Here is a 17,836-nt window from a genome sequence, read left to right as displayed (position 1 = left end):
CGTCTAACCACCTCTCGTGGCGCTTCAAAACGTCATTTCGAACACACTAACGGCCCTGAAACGGACCGAAACGACGCCAAGGTTCGACCCATTATATGATGTGTTGGCTGAATGTCGTTCGTATAGGACGGTGACTCGAACCGATGTCTAACCACTCCCCGCTCTCGAACGAATCGCTCGGTCCCTCCAGCCCTGATCCGGACCGATCACACGACCAGCCCGACCGAACGTCCCTCCGATCGATCAAAGGACCGGCCCAGTTCCTGTCGTTCTGGGTCGCGATCGCCCTCCCCTTCATCCACCTGCCCCTCGTCGCGCAGGGACTCGGAAACCCACAGATCACCCTCACGTTCCTGACACTGCTCGCGGTCAACGTGTTCGCACTCTACGTCGGCCACGGCTACAAGCAGTGATCCCGTGGGCTCGACACTGACCCTTCACACACGAGCACACCTTCGAGCACCGCTTCTCCTCCCGGTTCACCGCCTTCTGGCACGAACCCCGCCGAGCCACCGCCGATTTCCGAACTGATTAATGCCCTCCCGTTCGCAGAGACGAATACTCGATGGGGATTCGTGTCGACTGGCGCTCGAGTTGTAGTCTCACCGGGACGGTACTGAAATGGCTCGCCGTCCCGCTCGCCGTGCCGCTCGTACTGGCGGTGTTCGACGGCGACGACCCGCTGGCGTTCGTCGCTGCAATCGTCGCGACGATTGTTGTCGGCGTCGCACTCGAGGGGTTGAGCGACGAGCGGGATCTGGGACAGCGCGAGGCGTTCCTGATGGTCGCGCTGACCTGGTTCGGCGTCGCCGCTGTCGGCTCCATCCCGTTCGCACTCGTCGGTCTCGGCGCTCCCTCGGCGTCCGCGTTCTCGACGTCGGTGGGTGGGCTCGTCAACGCCGTCTTCGAGAGTACGAGCGGACTCACCACGACCGGCGCGACGGTGATGAGCGGCTGGGATTTCGAGAACCAGTCCCGCGCAATCTTGCTCTGGCGACAGCTGATCCAGTGGCTCGGCGGGCTCGGGATCCTGATCGTCGCCATCGGCCTGCTCTCGAACCTGATGGTCGGTGGGGCACAGCTGATGGAAACCGAGACGCAGACGAGAAACGTCCGGAAACTCCGCCCGCACCTCGACGAAACCGCACGGCTCATCTGGGGGCTGTACGTCGGCCTGACGGCCCTCGCCGCGGGGACCTTCTACGCGCTCCACTTGCTCGGCGCGGCACCCAACATGGACCTCTTCAACGCCGTCTCCCACGCGCTGACCAGCGTCGCGACGGCCGGATTCTCACCAGAGGGCGAGAGCGTCGGCGCGTTCGAGCCAATCGTTCAATGGGCCGTCATGCCCTTCATGATCCTCGGGGCGACCAACTTCGTCCTTCTCTACTACGTCACGCAGGGCGACCTTCGACAGCCTCTCGAGTCCGAGGAATTCCGGTTCTACGTCGGCGTGCTGGTGAGTCTGAGCGCGCTCATCGCCATAATCCTCTGGATCGATCCCGCGACCGACGGCACGCTCGAGCAGACGATCAGACACGGGCTGTTCAACGTGGTCTCGCTGGTGACGACGACGGGCTACGCCTCGACCGATTTCGGGCTGTGGCCCTCCGGAGCGACGTACCTGCTGTTCTTCTCGATGTTCATCGGCGGGATGGCCGGCTCGACGACCTGTTCGATCAAATCCCTGCGCTGGCTGGTGACGCTCAAGGCGTTCCGGCGCAACCTCTTCACCTCGATCCATCCGGAGGCGGTGCGGCCGCTCCGCCTCGGGAACACCGTCGTCGACGAGGAGACGATCCGGGACATCTACGCCTACGTCCTCCTGGCCATCGTTATCTTCTTCCTGCTGACGGTCTTCGTCGTCGTCGACGCCGCCCGCGCCAGCACGGCCGTCACCGAGTTCGAGGCCATCGGCGCGTCGGCCTCGATCTTCCTCAACATCGGTCCCGCGTTCGGACAGTTCGGTCCAATGGACAACTACGCCGGCTTTCCCACCACCACCCGAACCGTCATGATCGTCATGATGTGGATCGGCCGCATCGAGATCATCCCGGTGCTCGTCTTGCTGACCCCGGCGTTCTGGAAGTCGTAAGAACCAGCTTTTGCCCTGCGGTCTGCCCCGCTGGTGACTTCGTCACACAGCGAGGTGTCCCTCGGCAAAACCTGGACCAAAAGCACTCCTCCTTCCGTTCCGGCCGCTATACGGCCTTCACATCAGTCGTCGGCCCGCTCGCTCCCGTCGGTCGCTCGCGGTTTAATCGTGTAACGGCCTGCCCTCCCCCGAGTCCCGGACTCCTCGCGTTGCTCGGAGCCCGCTCCCGGCCACTGCGACTACTCAGGGGTTATTCGTCCTGCTCGTACGTCATTCGGACCAGTTCTTCCGTCCCGCCTTCAGGTATCTCTACCTCGGGGTCGAACAGTTCGAAGCCGACCGTCTCGTAGTAAGGGATCAAGCCGCGACGACAAAGCAACGAGAGGCCGGCTACGTCCTGTAGATCTGGGTGGTCGACCACCGCCTGCATGAGTGTTTCACCAAATCCTTCGCCGCGACGGTCGGCGGCGACGATCACATCGAAGACGTTCGCGTAGTACGTGTAGTCCGTCAGAACCCGCGCAGCGGCGACGAGATTGCCATCTTCTTCGATACCGATGGCGACTTCCGTCTCGCCGAGTGCGCGCCGTACGTCGTCGACTTCGCTATCGGCCCACCACTCGTAGTCCTCGTAGAGAGCGGTCAGCCTTCGGGCATCGTCCGGTGTGAGCTCCCGCACACGGGTCATCGTTCGACGCGTCTCGCTCCGAAGATAATTGTATTTTGATCGGTTGAGAGTGAGAGGAGTACGAACGTGACGAGCGAATCGACCGATCTGACGTGAAAAACCGCCGTCGGCAGAACGACCAGCAAGCTCGAGCCATCGGTACACCCCTCGAAACCGAGTCCTACCGCGTTCGTAGAGCGAGACCAACGTGGCTCAACTTCCGCCGACCGCGTTCTGCGCCTCCTCGAGCGAGAAGTTCCCCTCGTACAGCGCGCTCCCGACCACGACAGCCGCGGCCCCAGCCGCCTCGAGGTCCCGCACGTCCTCGAGCGTCGCGACCCCACCACTGGCGACGACCGGGATATCGGTCGCCTCAACCAGTTCTCGAACCGGTTCGGTCGCGACGCCCTCGAGTCGACCCTCCACGTCCACGTTGGTGAACAGAATCGCGGCAGCCCCCAGTTCCTCGTATCGCTCGGCGGCCTCGACCGGCGAAATTCCGGCCCCCTCGGTCCAGCCCTCGACGACGACCTCGCCGTCTTTCGCGTCGAGGCTAACGACCACGCTGTCGGGCTGTTCGTCGCTGATCTCGGCGACGATTTCGGGATTCTCGACGGCTGCGGTGCCCAGGATGACGCGGTCGACGCCGCGCTCGAGGAGTTCCACCGCGTCCTCGGCGGTTCGAATCCCGCCGCCCAGTTGGGTGGGAACGTCGACGGTCTCGAGCACCGCGTCGATCGCATCGCCGTTCTTGCGCTCGCCCTCGAACGCGCCGTCGAGATCGACGAGGTGTAACGACTCCGCACCGGCGTCGATCCAGCGCTCGGCGGCCTCGACGGGGTCGCCGTAGGTCTTCTCGGTGCCGCGCTCGCCCTGGACGAGTTGGACGACTTCGCCGTCCTGGAGATCGACCGCCGGGATCACTTCGAACCTGGGAAAGGCGCTCATGGCTGGTGGCAAGCGTGGCGTGTGCCTAAAGCCACCGACTCGGCCGCTCAGGTCGATGCCACAGCCGGGCGACTCGAGCGAAACTGGTCCATAACAACTGCACGAGCACATATCACGCCTGTCCGGCATCCGGCCGACCCAAGCGGAAAGTGGCGTTTTCGACCCAGCCTGCTGGTGTCGCCACCTATTTGGCGTAAATACTGGTAGTTGCTGTCGATGGTCGAACTCGTCTTGGTGGCTGGAATCGCTGCCTCGATCTTCGTCGGCTTCAATATCGGTGGTTCGTCGACCGGTATCGCGTGGGGACCAGCCGTCGGCGCGGGAATTATAAAAAAGGCCACGGCGGCCGCCTTGATGACCGGCTTTGTCTTCCTCGGTGGGATGACCGTTGGCCGGAACGTGATGGACACGCTCTCAGGCGACATCATCACGATCGAAATCTCGCTCGCGGCCGGTGTCGCCGTGCTCTTTTTCATCGGTCTGGGAATTCTCATCGCGAATATCTTCGGCGTCCCCGTCCCGACGTCGATGACGACCGTCGGGGCGATCGTCGGCCTCGGACTGGCGACCGGGACGACCAACTTCGAGACGATCGGCTGGATTATCTCGTGGTGGGTCGTCACGCCGATTATCGGGTTCTGGATCGGTGCCACGATCGGCCGCTACCTCTATCCGGAACTCAACCGCCGGTTCGAGATCAAATCGTCCGAAGGATCGTTGCTCGCCCTCGATCGCAGCGGGTCGGTTCCGAAACCGGCACTCGGACCGAACACGACCTACCAGGAACTCAGCGGGACGGTCGTCGTGCTCATCATCGGCTGTTACATGGCCTTCAGCGCCGGTGCCAGCAACGTGCCCAACGCCGTCGCGCCGCTGGTAAGCAGCGGCGCGCTCGAGCCCAACACCGCCATTATTATCGCGACAGTGGCGATCGGGCTCGGCGGCTTCACCATCGCTCGCCGGACGATGGAATCGGTCGGCAGTGAACTCAGTGACATCCCGTTACTCGCGGCGCTCATCGTCATGCTTACCGCCTCGACGATCACGACCGCCCTCTCGTGGATCGGCATTCCCATCAGCCTCGTGATGGGGTCCGTGATGACCATCGTCGGCCTCGGGTGGGGCCGTGCGACCCGTCCCGTCACGGCTCGAGAGGTCATCCGCGGCGACACCGACACGGAGGTTGCAATGGGGGCCCTGACCGCGGAGCCGGACGCGCCCGTGACTCAGATCGGCGAGGCGGAGTCCGAAGCGGCGCTGGACGCGGGCGACCTGTTCAATCCGCGAGCAGTCATGAAGTACGTCTCGATGTGGATCATCGGCCCGTCGATGTCGACCCTGCTGGCCTACGGCTTCTTCACGCTCGTTCCGTTCGTCAACTGAGCCAGTCCACTGCGTTTATTCACCTCGCTGTCGTAGTTCGTGTATGATTTCCCGCGTCCTCGTCCCAATGGACGGCTCCGAGATGAGCGAACACGCACTCCAGTACGCCCTCCGCGCCCATCCCGACGCGGAAATAACCGTGTTACACGTCGTCGGCGGTCCGTCGCCGATGTGGGGGGAGGCCACGGCCCTCTCGCTCGCCGACGATCTCGAGGTCGACGCAGCGGAACACGCGGAACCCGTGTTCGAGCGCGCACGCGAAATCGTCGACGCGGCCGACGGGGACGCGACGCTCGAGACGGACGTCCAGTTGGGCCATCCCGTCCGGGCGATCATCAATCGAGCCGACGATTACGAGACGGTCATCATCGGCAGCCACGGGGGAACGGTGGCAGAACGGCTCTTCGTCGGAAACGTCGCCGAAAAGGTCGTCCGTCGGTCGCCGGTTCCGGTGACGGTCGTTCGGTAATCAGGTCGGCTCATACGGACCGCTGTACGTCAGTGCCGATACAATCGTGACCGTCCTGCGATTGTACCGAGAGATCGGCACAGCAAGCCGTCTCAGTCCTCAGCCTCGTCCGTCCCCTTCTCGGCGGTCGATTTTTCGACCAGTTCCTCGACCTCGTCCTCTCGAGGCCGGCGGTCGACGCGCTTTTCGACGGATTCAACCTGTTCTTGCATCTCCGCGAGTTGCTCGCTAATGGTCTCTTCGACGGTTTCGCTCACCGTTTCTTCGACCGTCTCATCGACGGTTTCGCTCACCGTCTCCTCGACTGTTTCACCCACCGTCTCCTCGACCGTTTCACCCACCGTCTCTTCGACCGTTTTCTCGACCGTCTCGCCAACCGTCTCGTCGACCGTCTCGCTCACCGTCTCCTCGACGGTTTCACCCACTGTCTCTTCGACTGTTTTCTCGACCGTCTCACCAACCGTCTCATCGACCGTCTCGCTCACTGTCTCCTCGACGGTTTCACCCACCGTCTCTTCGACTGTTTTCTCGACCGTCTCGCCAACCGTCTCGTCGACCGTTTTCTCGAGGGTCTCGCCGACGGTCTTCTCAACCGTCTCGCCAACCGTCTCGTCAACGGTTTTTTCGACCGTCTCACCGACAGTTTTCTCGACCGTTTCGTCGACCGTTTCGCCCACCGTCTTCTCGACGGACTCCTCGACGGCTCTGGTCATCCAGTCGGGATCGAACCGAGCCATCTTCCAGACCACGTGGACGACGTACGAGGCAAAGACTCCCAGCCCGAACGCCAGTCCAGTCTGGCTATCGAGCACCATAATCAAGCCGATCGAGATAAAGATCAACGCTCCGTACGCGAAGTCGGTAATCGCGTCAACACGAGCCGGTCTCATCGGTGGTTAATAGCGGTCTCTACGTCGGTTAGCGTATTCTGCGACACACAGGTGTTCCAGAGACGGCGCTTCCATCGACTCGAGGACATACGTATCGACATGTTATCTTATTGTATGAGACCGGCGGGCGAAGTCCTTTGGCATTTGGCGCTAAACGAATGCCGCCGAAACGGTGACCCACTTCGCGAACGGACCGTGATCGCGGAGTGGCGTCATCCGATTGTCGGCGTATCCCGCGTGGACCGAAATACACGCGCTTTTAGGACTTGCCCATGAGAGTACCACTTGTGACGGAAGTACTGCTCATCGTGGGAATCTTGGTCGCAGTGTTCGTCGGGTACAACATCGGTGGGGCGACGACCGGTCCCGCGTTCGGCCCAGCCGTCGGTGCGAACGTCATCACAAAACTGATGGCCGCCGCGTTGATGTCGATTTTCTTCTTCATCGGCGCAATCACGATCGGTCCACAAGTCGTCGACACGCTGGGGAACGAACTCGTCCACGATACCGGAATCTTCACCATGCGATCGAACGTCGCCGTCCTCTTCTTTATCGGTGGCGCGCTGTTCGTCGGGAACTACGCCGGCGTTCCCGCCTCGACGTCGATGACCGCCGTCGGGGCGATCGCCGCATTGGGCCTTGCAACCGGCGAACTCGATTTCGCAGTTCTCGGCGAAATCGTTATCTGGTGGATCGTCGCCCCGATTATCGGCTTTTGGGTCGCCGGGGTCGTCGGTCGATACTTCTATCCACAGATCAACGCGTGGGTCGCCATCGAGGAGAGCGACAGCGACCAACCGATGGTATCGGTAAACCGCTCGGGACTTGTCCCGCGACTTCAGTTCGGTGAGAACGCCGATCGGCGGGAGATCTCCGGCGCGCTGGTCGTCGTCGCCATCGGTTGTCTGATGGCATTCTCCTCGGGGACGAGCAACATCGCGAACGCCATCGCCCCGATCTACGGCACCGGCGACGTCGATATGATCCCGCTGATCCTGATCGGCTCGGTTGCCGTCACGATCGGCTGTTTCACCATCGCTCGTCGAACCCTCGACACGCTCGGCAACGACATTACGAACCTGCCGCTGACGGCCGCCATCGTCGTCGCCGTCATCAGTTCGGGGATCGTTATCGGGCTCTCGTGGATCGGGATCCCCGCCAGTTTCGTCGTCATCGCGACGATGAGCATCGTCGGCCTCGGCTGGGGGCGAGCCACCCGAACGACCAAACTCTCGGACGCTGCCCGTGGCGAGGAGGAAACCCACGTCTCCGTCGGCGCACTGACCGCCGAAGAGGAGGGCGAACGGCCGCCAAAAATCGGCGAAGAGGAACCCAGCGATATCCCGAAGGCGTCAGATCTGTTCAACCCCTCCACGACGGCTCGAGTCATTCTCATGCAAAACGTTGTCCCGCTCATCTCGACCGTCGGCGCATTCCTCACGTTCCGGTTCGTCCCGATCTTCGGCTTCTGAAGCGTCTTCGGATACCGATTCGAGTTCCGTCAATCGGCCGTCGAACGCTCGAGGCCACGAACCGAGACATCGAACGCACGTCCACGCATTCGGTCGAACGCGTACTCACGATCAGATTCTCGAAACGGTCACGGATGCGACACTCGTTGTCGGTCACTATGGTTGTGATGTTTCGTTTTCCCCCCGATTTGCCGACCCGTTGTTCGACGGATGACGATGTTCTTTGCTTCGAACTGGTCAATTCCGATTGAAAGACAATTTAGGAATGAACAGCAAGCTATACCAGTGCGGGACGTGAACCGTGATACGATGCCCACGGTAGAATACCTCAATTACGAAGTGCTGGACGACCAGGGATGGGAGATGGACGACGACGACCTCTTCGACGAAGCTGCCGACGCCGGTCTCGACGAGGAGGACTACGGGTCCCTCGAGGTCGCCGAAGGTGAATACATTCTCGAGGCCGCCGAGGCCCAGGGCTACGACTGGCCCTTCTCCTGCCGTGCAGGCGCCTGTGCGAACTGTGCGGCCATCGTCTACGAGGGCGAGATCGAGATGGACATGCAGCAGATCCTCAGCGACGAGGAAGTCGAGGACAAGAACGTCCGTCTGACCTGCATCGGCTCCGCAGAGACCGACGAGGTGCAGATCGTCTACAACGCAAAGCACCTCGACTACCTGCAGAACCGCGTCATTTAAACAACAGCGCACAGTTCGACGAATGCACCCCACTTTGGGGCCGCATTTTCATCACGGTCGTCGCGAGAGTGACGGAGAGCGCTTGCTCCGGTCACGGAGCGGCAGCGCCGTCGATCCAGAGAGCGCGTTTTGGGGACAACTCGTGGGCTCGATCGGGGGACGTCCGCTCACTCGAGGTCGAGCACCGATGCCACAATCCCACCGGGTCGAGCCGAAAGGATAACACTCCCCCGCTTCGCACGGAAGTCTGTGACACTCGCTGGCGCCGTCGCAACGACCCCGGACCTCCTGCGGCTCGTCGCCGTCCCCGTCTTCGCCTGGGTCGCGATTCGCGACATCAAGACCAGACGCGTCTCGAGTACCGTCTGGATTCCCCTTTCCCTCTTGGGCGCCGTTCTACTGGTCTGGGACGGCTGGCTCGCCTGGAACGCAGGCGGCTACGCCTGGACCCACGAGTTCCTGCTCCCGGCGGCGGTGAGTATCGGCTTCGTCGTTCCTATCGCCTACCTGTTCTGGTGGTTCGGTGGCTTCGGCGGCGCCGACGCGAAGGCGTTGCTCGTGTTGGCGCTGCTGTTCCCGACCTTCCCGCAGTACGCCGTGGGCTCGTCGACGTTTCCCCTGACGACTACGCCGATCGGAACGTTCTCGTTTACGATCCTGACGAACGCCGTCATTATCGGCGTCGCCATCCCGGTCGTCCTCGGAGTTCGCAACGCCGCCGCCGGCCGGGTAAACAGCGTGATGGTCATCGGCTGGCCCGTCTCGTGGGACCGGATCCCCGAACTGCACGGCCGCCTCCTCGAGACCCCCGAGGGCCGTTCCCGGGGCGGCCTCGATCTGGACGCCCTGCGGATGTACCTCCGTTGGCGGGGGCTCACGCTGGCCGACGTCCGCGAGGACCCCGACCGCCTGCGCGATCCGGCGACGCTCCCCGAGGAGCCGAACCCACCGACCGACGGCGCGGTGACGGCAACGGTTCGGAGCGACGGCGGGACGGCACTCGAGGACGACTCCGACGGCGGCGACAGCCTCGAGACCGATACGGAAGCGAAAACCGAAGACGACGCCGCTCCCGAGTACGACGACCCGTGGGGCACAGAAGCCTTCCTCGCAGACATCGACGGCACGGCCTACGGCACCTCGTCCGAGGAGTTACGGGAGGGACTCGAGGTGCTCGCTTCGAAGGAAACGGTCTGGATCTCGCCGGGCACGCCGTTTCTCGTGCCGGTGTTTCTCGGACTGGCGATCGCGCTGGTCTACGGCGATCTGCTCGTCGGGACGCTCGTCTGACCGCGGCCACCGACGATTCTAAACTGAGATCTCAGGCGTAAACGAAGCGCTCGTATAGCGGTACGACTGCCGTCCAGAACACGACGAACACTGCACCCACGCCGACGAGGACGAGCCACGGATTGCCGCGGCCGGTCGGCGGGCCGCTCGAGAGCAGCACGAGCGTCCCGACGAACAACAAGATACAGACGACGACGCTGCCGAGTTCGAGGACCGTCGCGACGGGGTGGGCCCGGAACTGGGCGGCGAGACCGGCGAGCATACCCGAGGCTCACGCGCGAGCGAGAAAAATGTCACGGCGTGTCGTCGCTGTCGTCGCTCGACCCCGAAACCTCGGGCTACGGGGCCGAGAGTCCTCAGGATCGAGACTCGATATCGGCCGCGATGTCGTCGAGTTCGTCGTCTCCAAGCTCCGGCCGGTCGCCGGCAATGGCGTGGATTGGACCGCCGCCGTCGCCCTCGAAGCGAGGAACGATGTGGCAGTGGACGTGGGGCACCTCCTGGCCGGCCTCCTCGCCGTTGTTGAACGCGACGGTGGACGCGTCGGCGTCGACGCCCTCCTCGACGGCGGGGATCAACCGGTGGATCGTCGCGTAGAGATCCGTGGCGACGTCGTCGGGGACATCGTTCAGCCGTTCGTACTCGTCTTTCGGGATGACCAGCGTGTGGCCCGGGGCGAGCGGGTTGGCGTCCAGGAAGGCCATCGTGGTCTCGTCTTCGTACACGACTCGTGCCGGGATCTCTCCCTCCACGATCTGGCTGAAGATCGTACTCATACGCGAGTGTGTGTCGGCCCACTGTAAGAAGCTTACCCGCTCGAACGGGACGAGACGGCGAAGCTATGTGAGTTCGAGACAGTATCGAATCGGCGATCATCACGTCCGAGATACCGATTAAACTGGGATAAAGTCAGGATAAGTGGGAGAGACGGTCACGACCCTTCAATAGCGACGCCGGCCTCGAGTCGACTGCCCACCTGGGCGCGGTGTCGTATCGCACCTGTATCGAAACCACAACGTCACGTATCCTGACCAACCACCACGACCACCACCGTCGATTTTCTGTCGGTGGTCGGTTTCGACCGACGAACAGCGTCGAGCATCGGCACGGTCACTCGAGCCAGGTCGCGACCCGGCGACCGGCGCGGAGCCGAGACGGTTAACACGGTTCGATGAGTAGCCCCACCGAGCGATGAGTGGTTCAGGACCCGAGGGTGGACTCGTGCGCGCACTGTTGTGCGCCGAGGGGCGACTCCACGAGACGGCGCCGATCAAAGAGAGCCACAGCAAACTCCTCGTGAGATCGGTCTTCTGGTTTCTGCTGTTTTCAGGGGTCTATACCGTCGTCTCGGGCATTTTGTGAGCCTGCAAAAGAGGCCGGTCGGCTCGAGACGATCAGCATGCGCCACCGCGGCCGAACGGTACGCGCGTTACGCGCTGGTCCGCTCACAGCACTCCGCGAGCGTCTCCCGGATCGCCTCGAGGTACTCCTCGGGTTCGTAGCCCAGTCGACCGATCCAGACATCTTGATACGACGGGTGAAGGATCGGGACGAGTTGCGTCTCGAGTCGATCACACCGAACGGGTGTCAGGACGCTATCGACGAAGCCGTCGATAGTACGACCTTCGACGGCGAGAACCGACTTCGTCGCGTGTTTCCCGGTGGCGAGCACTACGTCGGGATCGACCGTTTCGACTTCGGTGACGAGGTGGCCGCGGCAGTTCGCGCGCTCGTCGGGCGTCGGTTCGCGGTTGCTCGTTGGATCCGCCGGATTCTGCGGAAAACACTTCACGGCGTTTGTGAAGTAGGCTTCCTCGCCGTAGCCGACCTGCTCGAGCATGCGCCGGATACGACGGCCTGAGTGTCTCGAGGTGTAGGCCATCCCGGTCCAGTTGCCGCCCTGCCAGCGGTCGGCGTCGGGGTTTCCCGCACCGGGGGCTTCGCCGACGACCAGCACGGTCGCGTCGAGCGGACCAGTGCCCCACGAGATGCACTCACGGTGCTCGACGAGGGCCGGACAGCGCTCACAGTCGGGTTCGACGACATTTCGCGTGGTCGGAAACGGAGGGTCTCGGTCGGCGGCAGGCACACTCGAGTCGAGGGTCCGGAGGGGATTTATTCCGACCGGTTCGGTGGGTCACGAGATCCGACCGGTTGGGAGGTTTATTGCGGTGTTCGTGGGCAGTCGTACTGATGTCTCCCAATCAACGAGAGTCGGAGCGGGTCGCACTCGTCGGGGCCTCGATGACCCAGTTCGGGCGACGCGAGGGCGAGTGGGTGATGGATCTCCTCGCCGAGGCGGGGATCGAGTGTCTCGAGGACGCGGGCGTCGACGCGGCCGATGTCGATCACCTGTACGTCTCGAACATGGCCAGCGGTGAGTTCGAAGGAATGACGGGCGTGATGAACGCGCTGGTACACGACCTGGGCATGATGCCGGCGTACACCCAGCGCGTCGATCAGACGAGTTCCAGCGGCGGCGCGGGAATATACGCTGCCTGGCAGTCGGTCGCGAGCGGCGCCAGCGACATGACGTTGCTCGTCGGCGGCGAGAAGATGAGCCACCGGTCGACTCCCGAGACGACCGACATCATCGCCTCGGTTACCCACCCAGTCGAGTACAAGACGGGCGTCACGCTGCCCTCTTTCGCCGGACTGACGGCCCGACACTACCTCGAGCGCTTCGATGCCCCCCGCGAGAGTCTCGGGAAGGTGGCCGTCAAGAACCACGAGAACGGCGTCGACAATCCGAACGCTCAGTTCCGGAAAGCGGTCGATCTCGAGACGGTTCTGGAGTCGCCAATCGTGGCCGATCCGCTGCGGCTGTACGACTTCTGTCCGATTTCGGATGGGTCGGCCGCGTTGCTGTTCTGTCCCGAATCAATCGCCCGCGAGTACGCAGACGAGTACGCCGTCATCGCAGGTATCGATGGGGCGACGGACACCCACGTCGTCCACGAGCGTGAGGATCCGACCGTGATGGGGGGTGTCGTCGAGAGCGGAAAGGGCGCCTACGAAATGAGCGGCTACGGCCCCGACGACATCGACGTCGCGGAGCTTCACGATATGTTCACCATCCTCGAGTTCCTCCAGATGGAGGGACTGGGCTTCGCCGAGCAGGGCGAGGCGTGGGAGTTAGTCGAGGAGGGCTACACCGAGCGCGACACCGGCGAACTGCCGATCAACACCTCTGGGGGACTCAAATCGAAGGGGCACCCACTGGGTGCGAGCGGCGTCGCACAGGGCGTCGAGATCTATGAACAACTGGTCGGCGAGGCCGGCCCGCGACAGGTCGACGCGGACGTCGGACTCACCTGTAACGTCGGCGGCTTCGGCAACTGCGTCATTACGACCATCATGGAGGCAGCACAATGACGATGGAGGCGACGCGCTACGAGGACGGGTCGATCAGCTATCCCGGACATCCCCGCAGTCGCGGTGGCGCACAACCGGTTGAAACGGTCGATCTGAGCGAGTACACGGCGGAAGTGATCACGTGGACGACGAGTACGGCGGCCCCGCCCGGCGTCCGCGACCCAAACACGCTCGCGATCGTCGAGTTCGATGTGGAAGGCGAGTCTGTCCGGGCGATCGGACAGGCCACGACCGACGAGATCGAAACCGGCGACGACGTCGAACCCGTCCCCGTCGACGAACTCCGCGAACCCGGGGCCGGTATCCGCGAACCCGAGAGTCAAGAGTGGAAGGGGTACCGGTTCGAACCGGTCTGATCCGTCGTGAACACCCGTGAGCGACAGACGCAAACGTGAACCCGGTTCGAATTAGGGAGGAGCTTCGATCCGACCGTGGTTCGAGTCGGTCGAGTGATACGGTTTGCTGTAACGATTTGCCAGTGAGACCGCAGGACAGATCGCGGTCCCACCGGGAACGACTTACAGCAGACGGTATGAGAGGGGACCGGCGTCGGTCCGTTTGCCCTGGCAATCGTTCCGTCTCGAGAGATCGGGATCGTCATAGGGAGTATCGTAGCCAACCGGAGATTTCGGAACCGTTCTTTTGCATCGTGTCTCGGTTCTTCGCCGGGAAACTATGGACTTCTACGATACTCCCTATCAGTCGACTCGAGTCCCAAGCGAGGGGACAGATTTACCTTCGCAGAGTGGCTCTCAACTGGCAATGGGATCGGCAACCCCGGAACTACTCGCAGAACTGCTCCCGCTGGTCGTCTACACCGTCCTCGCCGGCGTGTTGACCGCTGGCGGTCTCGCCGTCGAATACGCGAGCATCCAACATCTCGGCTCGGGCGAGACGATGGTCGCGCTCTGGCTGGCCGCGATCGGCTTCGTCATGCTGTATGCGGGCCTCTACGGCATCGCTTACAAGAAACTGCTCACGCGACTGCTCGTCGCCGGCCAATAATACGTCTCGCGGTCGTCGTCACGTCCTACCGCAGGCCGACGCGAGCGTCCGCAATACCGATTCCCCTTTACTCTCGGAGTGAGATTGGACCCACATGAGCAGGTTCGGCGAGGTCGACGACCAGTACGATCCCCACGCTGTAGAGCAACGGGTGTTCGACTACTGGGACGACGTCGACGCCTACCAGCAGACGGTCGAGCACCGCGAGGACGGCGAATCGTTCTTCTTCGTCGACGGCCCGCCGTACACGTCGGGCTCGGCGCACATGGGGACTACCTGGAACAAGTCCCTCAAAGACGTCTACATCCGGTTCATGCGGATGCAGGGGTACGACGTGACCGACCGCCCGGGCTACGACATGCACGGGCTCCCCATCGAGACGAAAGTCGAGGAGCGACTCGGCTTCGAGAATAAAAAGGACATCGAGGAGTTCGGCGAGGAAAACTTCATTCAGGAGTGTAAGGACTACGCCGACGAGCAACTCGAGGGGCTCCAGGACGACTTCAAGTCATTTGGCGTCTGGATGGACTGGGACAACCCCTACCGAACCGTGAGTCCCGAATACATGGAGGCCGCCTGGTGGGGCTTTGCGAAGGCCGCAGATCGCGGACTCGTCGAGAAGGGGCACCGATCGATCTCGCAGTGTCCGCGCTGTGAGACCGCCATCGCGAACAACGAGGTCGAGTACGAGGACGTCGAGGATCCCTCGGTCTACGTCAAATTCGATCTCGAGGATCGCGAGGGCTCGATCGTCGTCTGGACGACCACACCGTGGACGATTCCCGCGAACACGTTCACCGCCGTCGACGAGGAGGGCGACTACGTCGGCGTCCGAGCCGAGAAAGACGGCGAGGAGGAACTGCTGTACCTCGCCGACGCCAAACACGAGGAGGTCCTCAAGAAAGGGCGCTACGAGGAGTACGAGGTCGTCGAAGAGCTCACCGGCGAGGACCTGATCGGCTGGTCGTACGAACACCCGCTCGCCGAGGAGGTTCCGGACCACATCGACGCCGACGGCGTTTTCGAGGTGTACGCTGCGGACTACGTCGACACCCACGGCGACGGTACCGGTCTCGTCCACTCCGCACCCGGCCACGGTGAGGTCGACTTCGAGCGCGGAACGGAGCTCGGCTTCCCTATCTTCTGTCCCGTCGGCGGCGACGGCGTCTACACCGAGGAGGCGGGCAAGTACGAGGGGCAGTTCGTCAAGGAGGCCGACGAGGAGATCACGGCCGATCTCGAGGACAACGGTGCCCTGCTCGGATCGGAAACCGTCCACCACAGCTACGGCCACTGTTGGCGCTGTGATACGGGCATCCTCCAGATCGTCACCGACCAGTGGTTCATCACGATCACGGACGTCAAGGACGAACTCCTCGACAACATCGAGGATAGCGAGTGGTACCCCGGCTGGGCTCGCGACAACCGCTTCCGCGACTTCGTCGAGGAGGCTCCGGACTGGAACGTCTCCCGGCAGCGCTACTGGGGCATCCCGCTGCCCGTCTGGACCCCCGAGAATCGCGACGACGATGAGGACATGATCGTCATCAGCGACCGCGAGGAACTCGCCGAGCGCGTCGATCAGGATGTCGATCCCGAGGACGTCGACCTCCACAAGGACACCGTCGACGACCTCACCATCACCGAGGACGGGACCACCTACACGCGCGTGCCCGACGTCTTCGACGTCTGGCTCGACTCTTCCGTGGCGTCGTGGGGGACCCTCGACTTCCCCTCCGACGACAGTCGCTTCGACGAACTCTGGCCCGCGGACTTCATCCTCGAGGCCCACGACCAGACGCGGGGCTGGTTCTGGTCCCAGTTGGGGATGGGCACCGCCGCGATGGGCGAGGTGCCCTACGATAAGGTCCTGATGCACGGCCACGCGTTAGACGAGGACGGCCGCAAGATGTCCAAGTCGGTCGGCAACGTCGTCGAACCCGACGAGGCCATCGAGCGCCACGGCTCCGACGCGATGCGCATGTTCCTGCTGTCGGCCAACCCGCAGGGCGACGACATGCGCTTCTCGTGGGACGAGATGGGGACGATGGAGAATCACCTCCGGACGCTCTGGAACGTGTTCCGGTTCCCGCTGCCGTACATGCGCCTCGATGGATTCGATCCGGAGGAGACGACCCTGGACGAGGTGGATGAAGACCTCGAACTCATCGACGAGTGGATCCTCGCCCGCCTGCAGTCCACGAAAGCCGAGATGACCGAGCATCTCGAAGAGTTCCGCCAGGACCGCGCGCTCGAGGCGCTCATCGAGTTCGTCGTCGAGGATGTCTCGCGGTTCTACATCCAGGCCGTTCGCGAGCGGATGTGGGACGAGACGGACAGCGGTTCCAAGGACGCGGCATATGCGACGATCTACCGCATCCTCCGCGAGAGCGTCGCGCTCCTCGCACCCTACGCGCCGTTCGTCAGCGAGGAGATCTACGGTACCCTCACCGGCGACGCCGGCCACGAAACCGTCCACATGGAAGACTGGCCCGCCGTCGAAGAGTACTGGGCCGACGAACAGCTCGAGGAGGACGTCGCCATCCTGCGCGCAATTGAGGAGGCTGGCGCGAACGCGCGCCAACAGGCCGGGCGTAAACTTCGCTGGCCCGTCCCGCGAGTGGTCGTCGCCGCCGACGACGGGCGCGTCGTCGAGGCCGTCGAGCGCCACACCGAACTGCTCGAGGATCGACTCAACGCCCGCGAGATTGAACTCGTCTCGCCCGACGGCCGCTGGGGCGAACTGAACTACAGCGCCGAGGCCGACATGAGCGAACTCGGGCCGGCCTTCGGCGACCGCGCCGGACAGGTCATGAACGCGCTCAACGAGGCCCGGATCGACGAACCGGGACTCGAGGCGATCGAATCAGCTGTCGCGGACGTGCTCGAAGACGACGAGGAGATCACCGAGGAAATGGTTTCGTTCGTCACCCAGACGCCCGACGGCGTCGCCGGCACCGCCTTCTCCCTTGACGGCGACGACCGCGGCGTCGCCTACGTCGACGCCTCGCTGACCGACGATATCGAGAGCGAGGGCTACGCCCGTGAAGTCATCCGCCGCGTCCAGGAGATGCGAAAGGACCTCGAACTCGACGTCGAGGAGCGGATCGCGCTGGACCTAGAGATCGACGACGATCGCGTCGCCTCGCTGGTCGACGAGCGCACGGACCTCATCCGCGAGGAGGTTCGCGCCGACGAGATCGGTGCTCTCGAGGTCGACAACGGCAACCGAAAGGAGTGGGAGGTCGAAGGTGTGACGATGGAAATCGCGATCGAACCGTTGGCGGCGGCTGAGGCGTCGGACTAACACCGCCGAACGGAGTGAGGCGTTTTTGGTCCAGGTTTTTCGAGGAGTGGTGAGCGATAGCGAACCCGACGAGAAAAAGGTGGATGCCGAGATCGCGATCGAACCGTTGGCGGCCGCTGAGGCGTCGGACTAGCACCGCCGAACGGAGTGAGGCGTTTTTGGACCAGATTTTTCGAGGAGTGGTGAGCGATAGCGAACCCGACGAGAAAAAGGTGGATGCCGAGATCGCGATCGAG

18 protein-coding genes are annotated in these 17,836 nt (G+C 63.1%); 12 read left to right on the top strand and 6 right to left on the bottom strand.

Annotated features, from left to right (window positions below):
• The first annotated feature begins 143 nt into the window (after positions 1-143).
• Complete coding sequence (locus NATTI_RS0108450) at positions 144-413, top strand: hypothetical protein (protein WP_006092662.1); 270 nt, start codon at positions 144-146, stop codon at positions 411-413.
• Between the two features lie 152 nt (positions 414-565).
• Positions 566-2,095 carry a TrkH family potassium uptake protein gene (locus NATTI_RS0108445; protein WP_006092663.1) on the top strand — a complete coding sequence of 510 codons (1,530 nt, stop codon included), beginning with the start codon at positions 566-568 and terminating at the stop codon, positions 2,093-2,095.
• Positions 2,096-2,345: 250 nt separating this feature from the next.
• Here NATTI_RS0108445 and NATTI_RS0108440 read toward each other — a convergent pair whose 3' ends face one another.
• Together NATTI_RS0108440 and hisA are read right to left on the bottom strand one after the other, a co-directional pair.
• Positions 2,346-2,783, bottom strand: coding sequence for a GNAT family N-acetyltransferase (locus NATTI_RS0108440; RefSeq protein WP_006092665.1), 438 nt, complete (start codon positions 2,781-2,783; stop codon positions 2,346-2,348).
• Positions 2,784-2,975: 192 nt separating this feature from the next.
• A complete protein-coding gene (gene hisA / locus NATTI_RS0108430) occupies positions 2,976-3,710 on the bottom strand; it encodes a 1-(5-phosphoribosyl)-5-[(5-phosphoribosylamino)methylideneamino]imidazole-4-carboxamide isomerase (RefSeq protein WP_006092666.1) in 735 nt (244 codons plus the stop codon).
• Between the two features lie 216 nt (positions 3,711-3,926).
• On the opposite strand from hisA, the gene NATTI_RS0108425 reads away from it, so the two are divergent.
• Both NATTI_RS0108425 and NATTI_RS0108420 read left to right on the top strand, forming a co-directional pair.
• Positions 3,927-5,093: an inorganic phosphate transporter gene (locus NATTI_RS0108425; protein ID WP_006092668.1), complete on the top strand. Its 1,167-nt coding sequence runs from the start codon at positions 3,927-3,929 to the stop codon at positions 5,091-5,093.
• 43 nt (positions 5,094-5,136) lie between these two features.
• Positions 5,137-5,562, top strand: a complete 426-nt coding sequence (locus NATTI_RS0108420) for a universal stress protein (RefSeq protein ID WP_006092670.1) — start codon at positions 5,137-5,139, stop codon at positions 5,560-5,562.
• Positions 5,563-5,654: 92 nt separating this feature from the next.
• On the opposite strand, the gene NATTI_RS0108415 is transcribed toward NATTI_RS0108420, so the two are convergent.
• Entirely contained in the window at positions 5,655-6,452 is a 798-nt protein-coding gene (locus tag NATTI_RS0108415; RefSeq protein ID WP_006092672.1) for a hypothetical protein, read from the bottom strand.
• Positions 6,453-6,739: 287 nt separating this feature from the next.
• Between NATTI_RS0108415 and NATTI_RS0108410 the strand changes: the two genes are divergently transcribed.
• The 3 genes from NATTI_RS0108410 to NATTI_RS0108400 all read left to right on the top strand — a co-directional run bounded on the left by NATTI_RS0108410 (position 6,740) and on the right by NATTI_RS0108400 (position 9,913).
• On the top strand, positions 6,740-7,924 hold the full coding sequence (locus tag NATTI_RS0108410; protein WP_006092673.1) for an inorganic phosphate transporter: 1,185 nt from the start codon (positions 6,740-6,742) through the stop codon (positions 7,922-7,924).
• Positions 7,925-8,233: 309 nt separating this feature from the next.
• Positions 8,234-8,623, top strand: a complete 390-nt coding sequence (gene fer / locus NATTI_RS0108405) for a ferredoxin Fer (protein WP_006092674.1) — start codon at positions 8,234-8,236, stop codon at positions 8,621-8,623.
• Positions 8,624-8,872: 249 nt separating this feature from the next.
• A complete protein-coding gene (locus tag NATTI_RS0108400; protein WP_006092676.1) occupies positions 8,873-9,913 on the top strand; it encodes an A24 family peptidase C-terminal domain-containing protein in 1,041 nt (346 codons plus the stop codon).
• A gap of 31 nt (positions 9,914-9,944) precedes the next feature.
• On the opposite strand, the gene NATTI_RS0108395 is transcribed toward NATTI_RS0108400, so the two are convergent.
• Together NATTI_RS0108395 and NATTI_RS0108390 are read right to left on the bottom strand one after the other, a co-directional pair.
• On the bottom strand, positions 9,945-10,175 hold the full coding sequence (locus NATTI_RS0108395) for a hypothetical protein (protein WP_006092677.1): 231 nt from the start codon (positions 10,173-10,175) through the stop codon (positions 9,945-9,947).
• 94 nt (positions 10,176-10,269) lie between these two features.
• Positions 10,270-10,689, bottom strand: a complete 420-nt coding sequence (locus NATTI_RS0108390) for an HIT family protein (RefSeq protein ID WP_006092678.1) — start codon at positions 10,687-10,689, stop codon at positions 10,270-10,272.
• 415 nt (positions 10,690-11,104) lie between these two features.
• On the opposite strand from NATTI_RS0108390, the gene NATTI_RS26470 reads away from it, so the two are divergent.
• A complete protein-coding gene (locus NATTI_RS26470; RefSeq protein WP_019991744.1) occupies positions 11,105-11,275 on the top strand; it encodes a hypothetical protein in 171 nt (56 codons plus the stop codon).
• Positions 11,276-11,342: 67 nt separating this feature from the next.
• Here the strand turns inward: NATTI_RS26470 and NATTI_RS0108380 are convergent, their stop codons facing one another.
• Positions 11,343-12,002, bottom strand: a complete 660-nt coding sequence (locus NATTI_RS0108380) for a uracil-DNA glycosylase (protein ID WP_006092679.1) — start codon at positions 12,000-12,002, stop codon at positions 11,343-11,345.
• 104 nt (positions 12,003-12,106) lie between these two features.
• On the opposite strand from NATTI_RS0108380, the gene NATTI_RS0108375 reads away from it, so the two are divergent.
• From NATTI_RS0108375 to ileS, 4 genes are all read left to right on the top strand, one after another.
• Positions 12,107-13,288 carry a thiolase family protein gene (locus NATTI_RS0108375; protein ID WP_006092680.1) on the top strand — a complete coding sequence of 394 codons (1,182 nt, stop codon included), beginning with the start codon at positions 12,107-12,109 and terminating at the stop codon, positions 13,286-13,288.
• Positions 13,285-13,644 (top strand): hypothetical protein, encoded by a 360-nt coding sequence (locus NATTI_RS0108370; RefSeq protein ID WP_006092681.1) that lies wholly within the window; start codon positions 13,285-13,287, stop codon positions 13,642-13,644. Before NATTI_RS0108375 ends, NATTI_RS0108370 begins: the two co-directional genes overlap by 4 nt.
• 406 nt (positions 13,645-14,050) lie before the next feature.
• Positions 14,051-14,293 carry a hypothetical protein gene (locus tag NATTI_RS0108365; RefSeq protein ID WP_006092682.1) on the top strand — a complete coding sequence of 81 codons (243 nt, stop codon included), beginning with the start codon at positions 14,051-14,053 and terminating at the stop codon, positions 14,291-14,293.
• A 94-nt stretch (positions 14,294-14,387) separates the two neighbouring features.
• Positions 14,388-17,600: an isoleucine--tRNA ligase gene (gene ileS, locus NATTI_RS0108360; RefSeq protein WP_006092683.1), complete on the top strand. Its 3,213-nt coding sequence runs from the start codon at positions 14,388-14,390 to the stop codon at positions 17,598-17,600.
• The last annotated feature ends 236 nt before the right edge of the window (positions 17,601-17,836 follow it).

Origin of the sequence: Natronorubrum tibetense GA33 (genome assembly GCF_000383975.1) — an archaeon.
GTDB lineage: Archaea > Halobacteriota > Halobacteria > Halobacteriales > Natrialbaceae > Natronorubrum > Natronorubrum tibetense.
The sequence above is the reverse complement of the archived record's forward strand: the minus strand, read 5'-3'. Positions and strand labels throughout refer to the sequence as shown.

Excerpts from the sequence above, each read along its gene's own strand:
- NATTI_RS0108450 (WP_006092662.1), top strand. The coding sequence starts at position 144 with ATGTCTAACCACTCCCCGCTCTCGAACGAATCGCTCGGTCCCTCCAGC.
- NATTI_RS0108445 (WP_006092663.1), top strand. The coding sequence starts at position 566 with ATGGGGATTCGTGTCGACTGGCGCTCGAGTTGTAGTCTCACCGGGACG.
- NATTI_RS0108440 (WP_006092665.1), bottom strand. The coding sequence starts at position 2,783 with ATGACCCGTGTGCGGGAGCTCACACCGGACGATGCCCGAAGGCTGACC.
- hisA (WP_006092666.1), bottom strand. The coding sequence starts at position 3,710 with ATGAGCGCCTTTCCCAGGTTCGAAGTGATCCCGGCGGTCGATCTCCAG.
- NATTI_RS0108425 (WP_006092668.1), top strand. The coding sequence starts at position 3,927 with ATGGTCGAACTCGTCTTGGTGGCTGGAATCGCTGCCTCGATCTTCGTC.
- NATTI_RS0108420 (WP_006092670.1), top strand. The coding sequence starts at position 5,137 with ATGATTTCCCGCGTCCTCGTCCCAATGGACGGCTCCGAGATGAGCGAA.
- NATTI_RS0108415 (WP_006092672.1), bottom strand. The coding sequence starts at position 6,452 with ATGAGACCGGCTCGTGTTGACGCGATTACCGACTTCGCGTACGGAGCG.
- fer (WP_006092674.1), top strand. The coding sequence starts at position 8,234 with ATGCCCACGGTAGAATACCTCAATTACGAAGTGCTGGACGACCAGGGA.
- NATTI_RS0108395 (WP_006092677.1), bottom strand. The coding sequence starts at position 10,175 with ATGCTCGCCGGTCTCGCCGCCCAGTTCCGGGCCCACCCCGTCGCGACG.
- NATTI_RS0108390 (WP_006092678.1), bottom strand. The coding sequence starts at position 10,689 with ATGAGTACGATCTTCAGCCAGATCGTGGAGGGAGAGATCCCGGCACGA.
- NATTI_RS26470 (WP_019991744.1), top strand. The coding sequence starts at position 11,105 with ATGAGTGGTTCAGGACCCGAGGGTGGACTCGTGCGCGCACTGTTGTGC.
- NATTI_RS0108375 (WP_006092680.1), top strand. The coding sequence starts at position 12,107 with ATGTCTCCCAATCAACGAGAGTCGGAGCGGGTCGCACTCGTCGGGGCC.
- NATTI_RS0108370 (WP_006092681.1), top strand. The coding sequence starts at position 13,285 with ATGACGATGGAGGCGACGCGCTACGAGGACGGGTCGATCAGCTATCCC.
- NATTI_RS0108365 (WP_006092682.1), top strand. The coding sequence starts at position 14,051 with ATGGGATCGGCAACCCCGGAACTACTCGCAGAACTGCTCCCGCTGGTC.
- ileS (WP_006092683.1), top strand. The coding sequence starts at position 14,388 with ATGAGCAGGTTCGGCGAGGTCGACGACCAGTACGATCCCCACGCTGTA.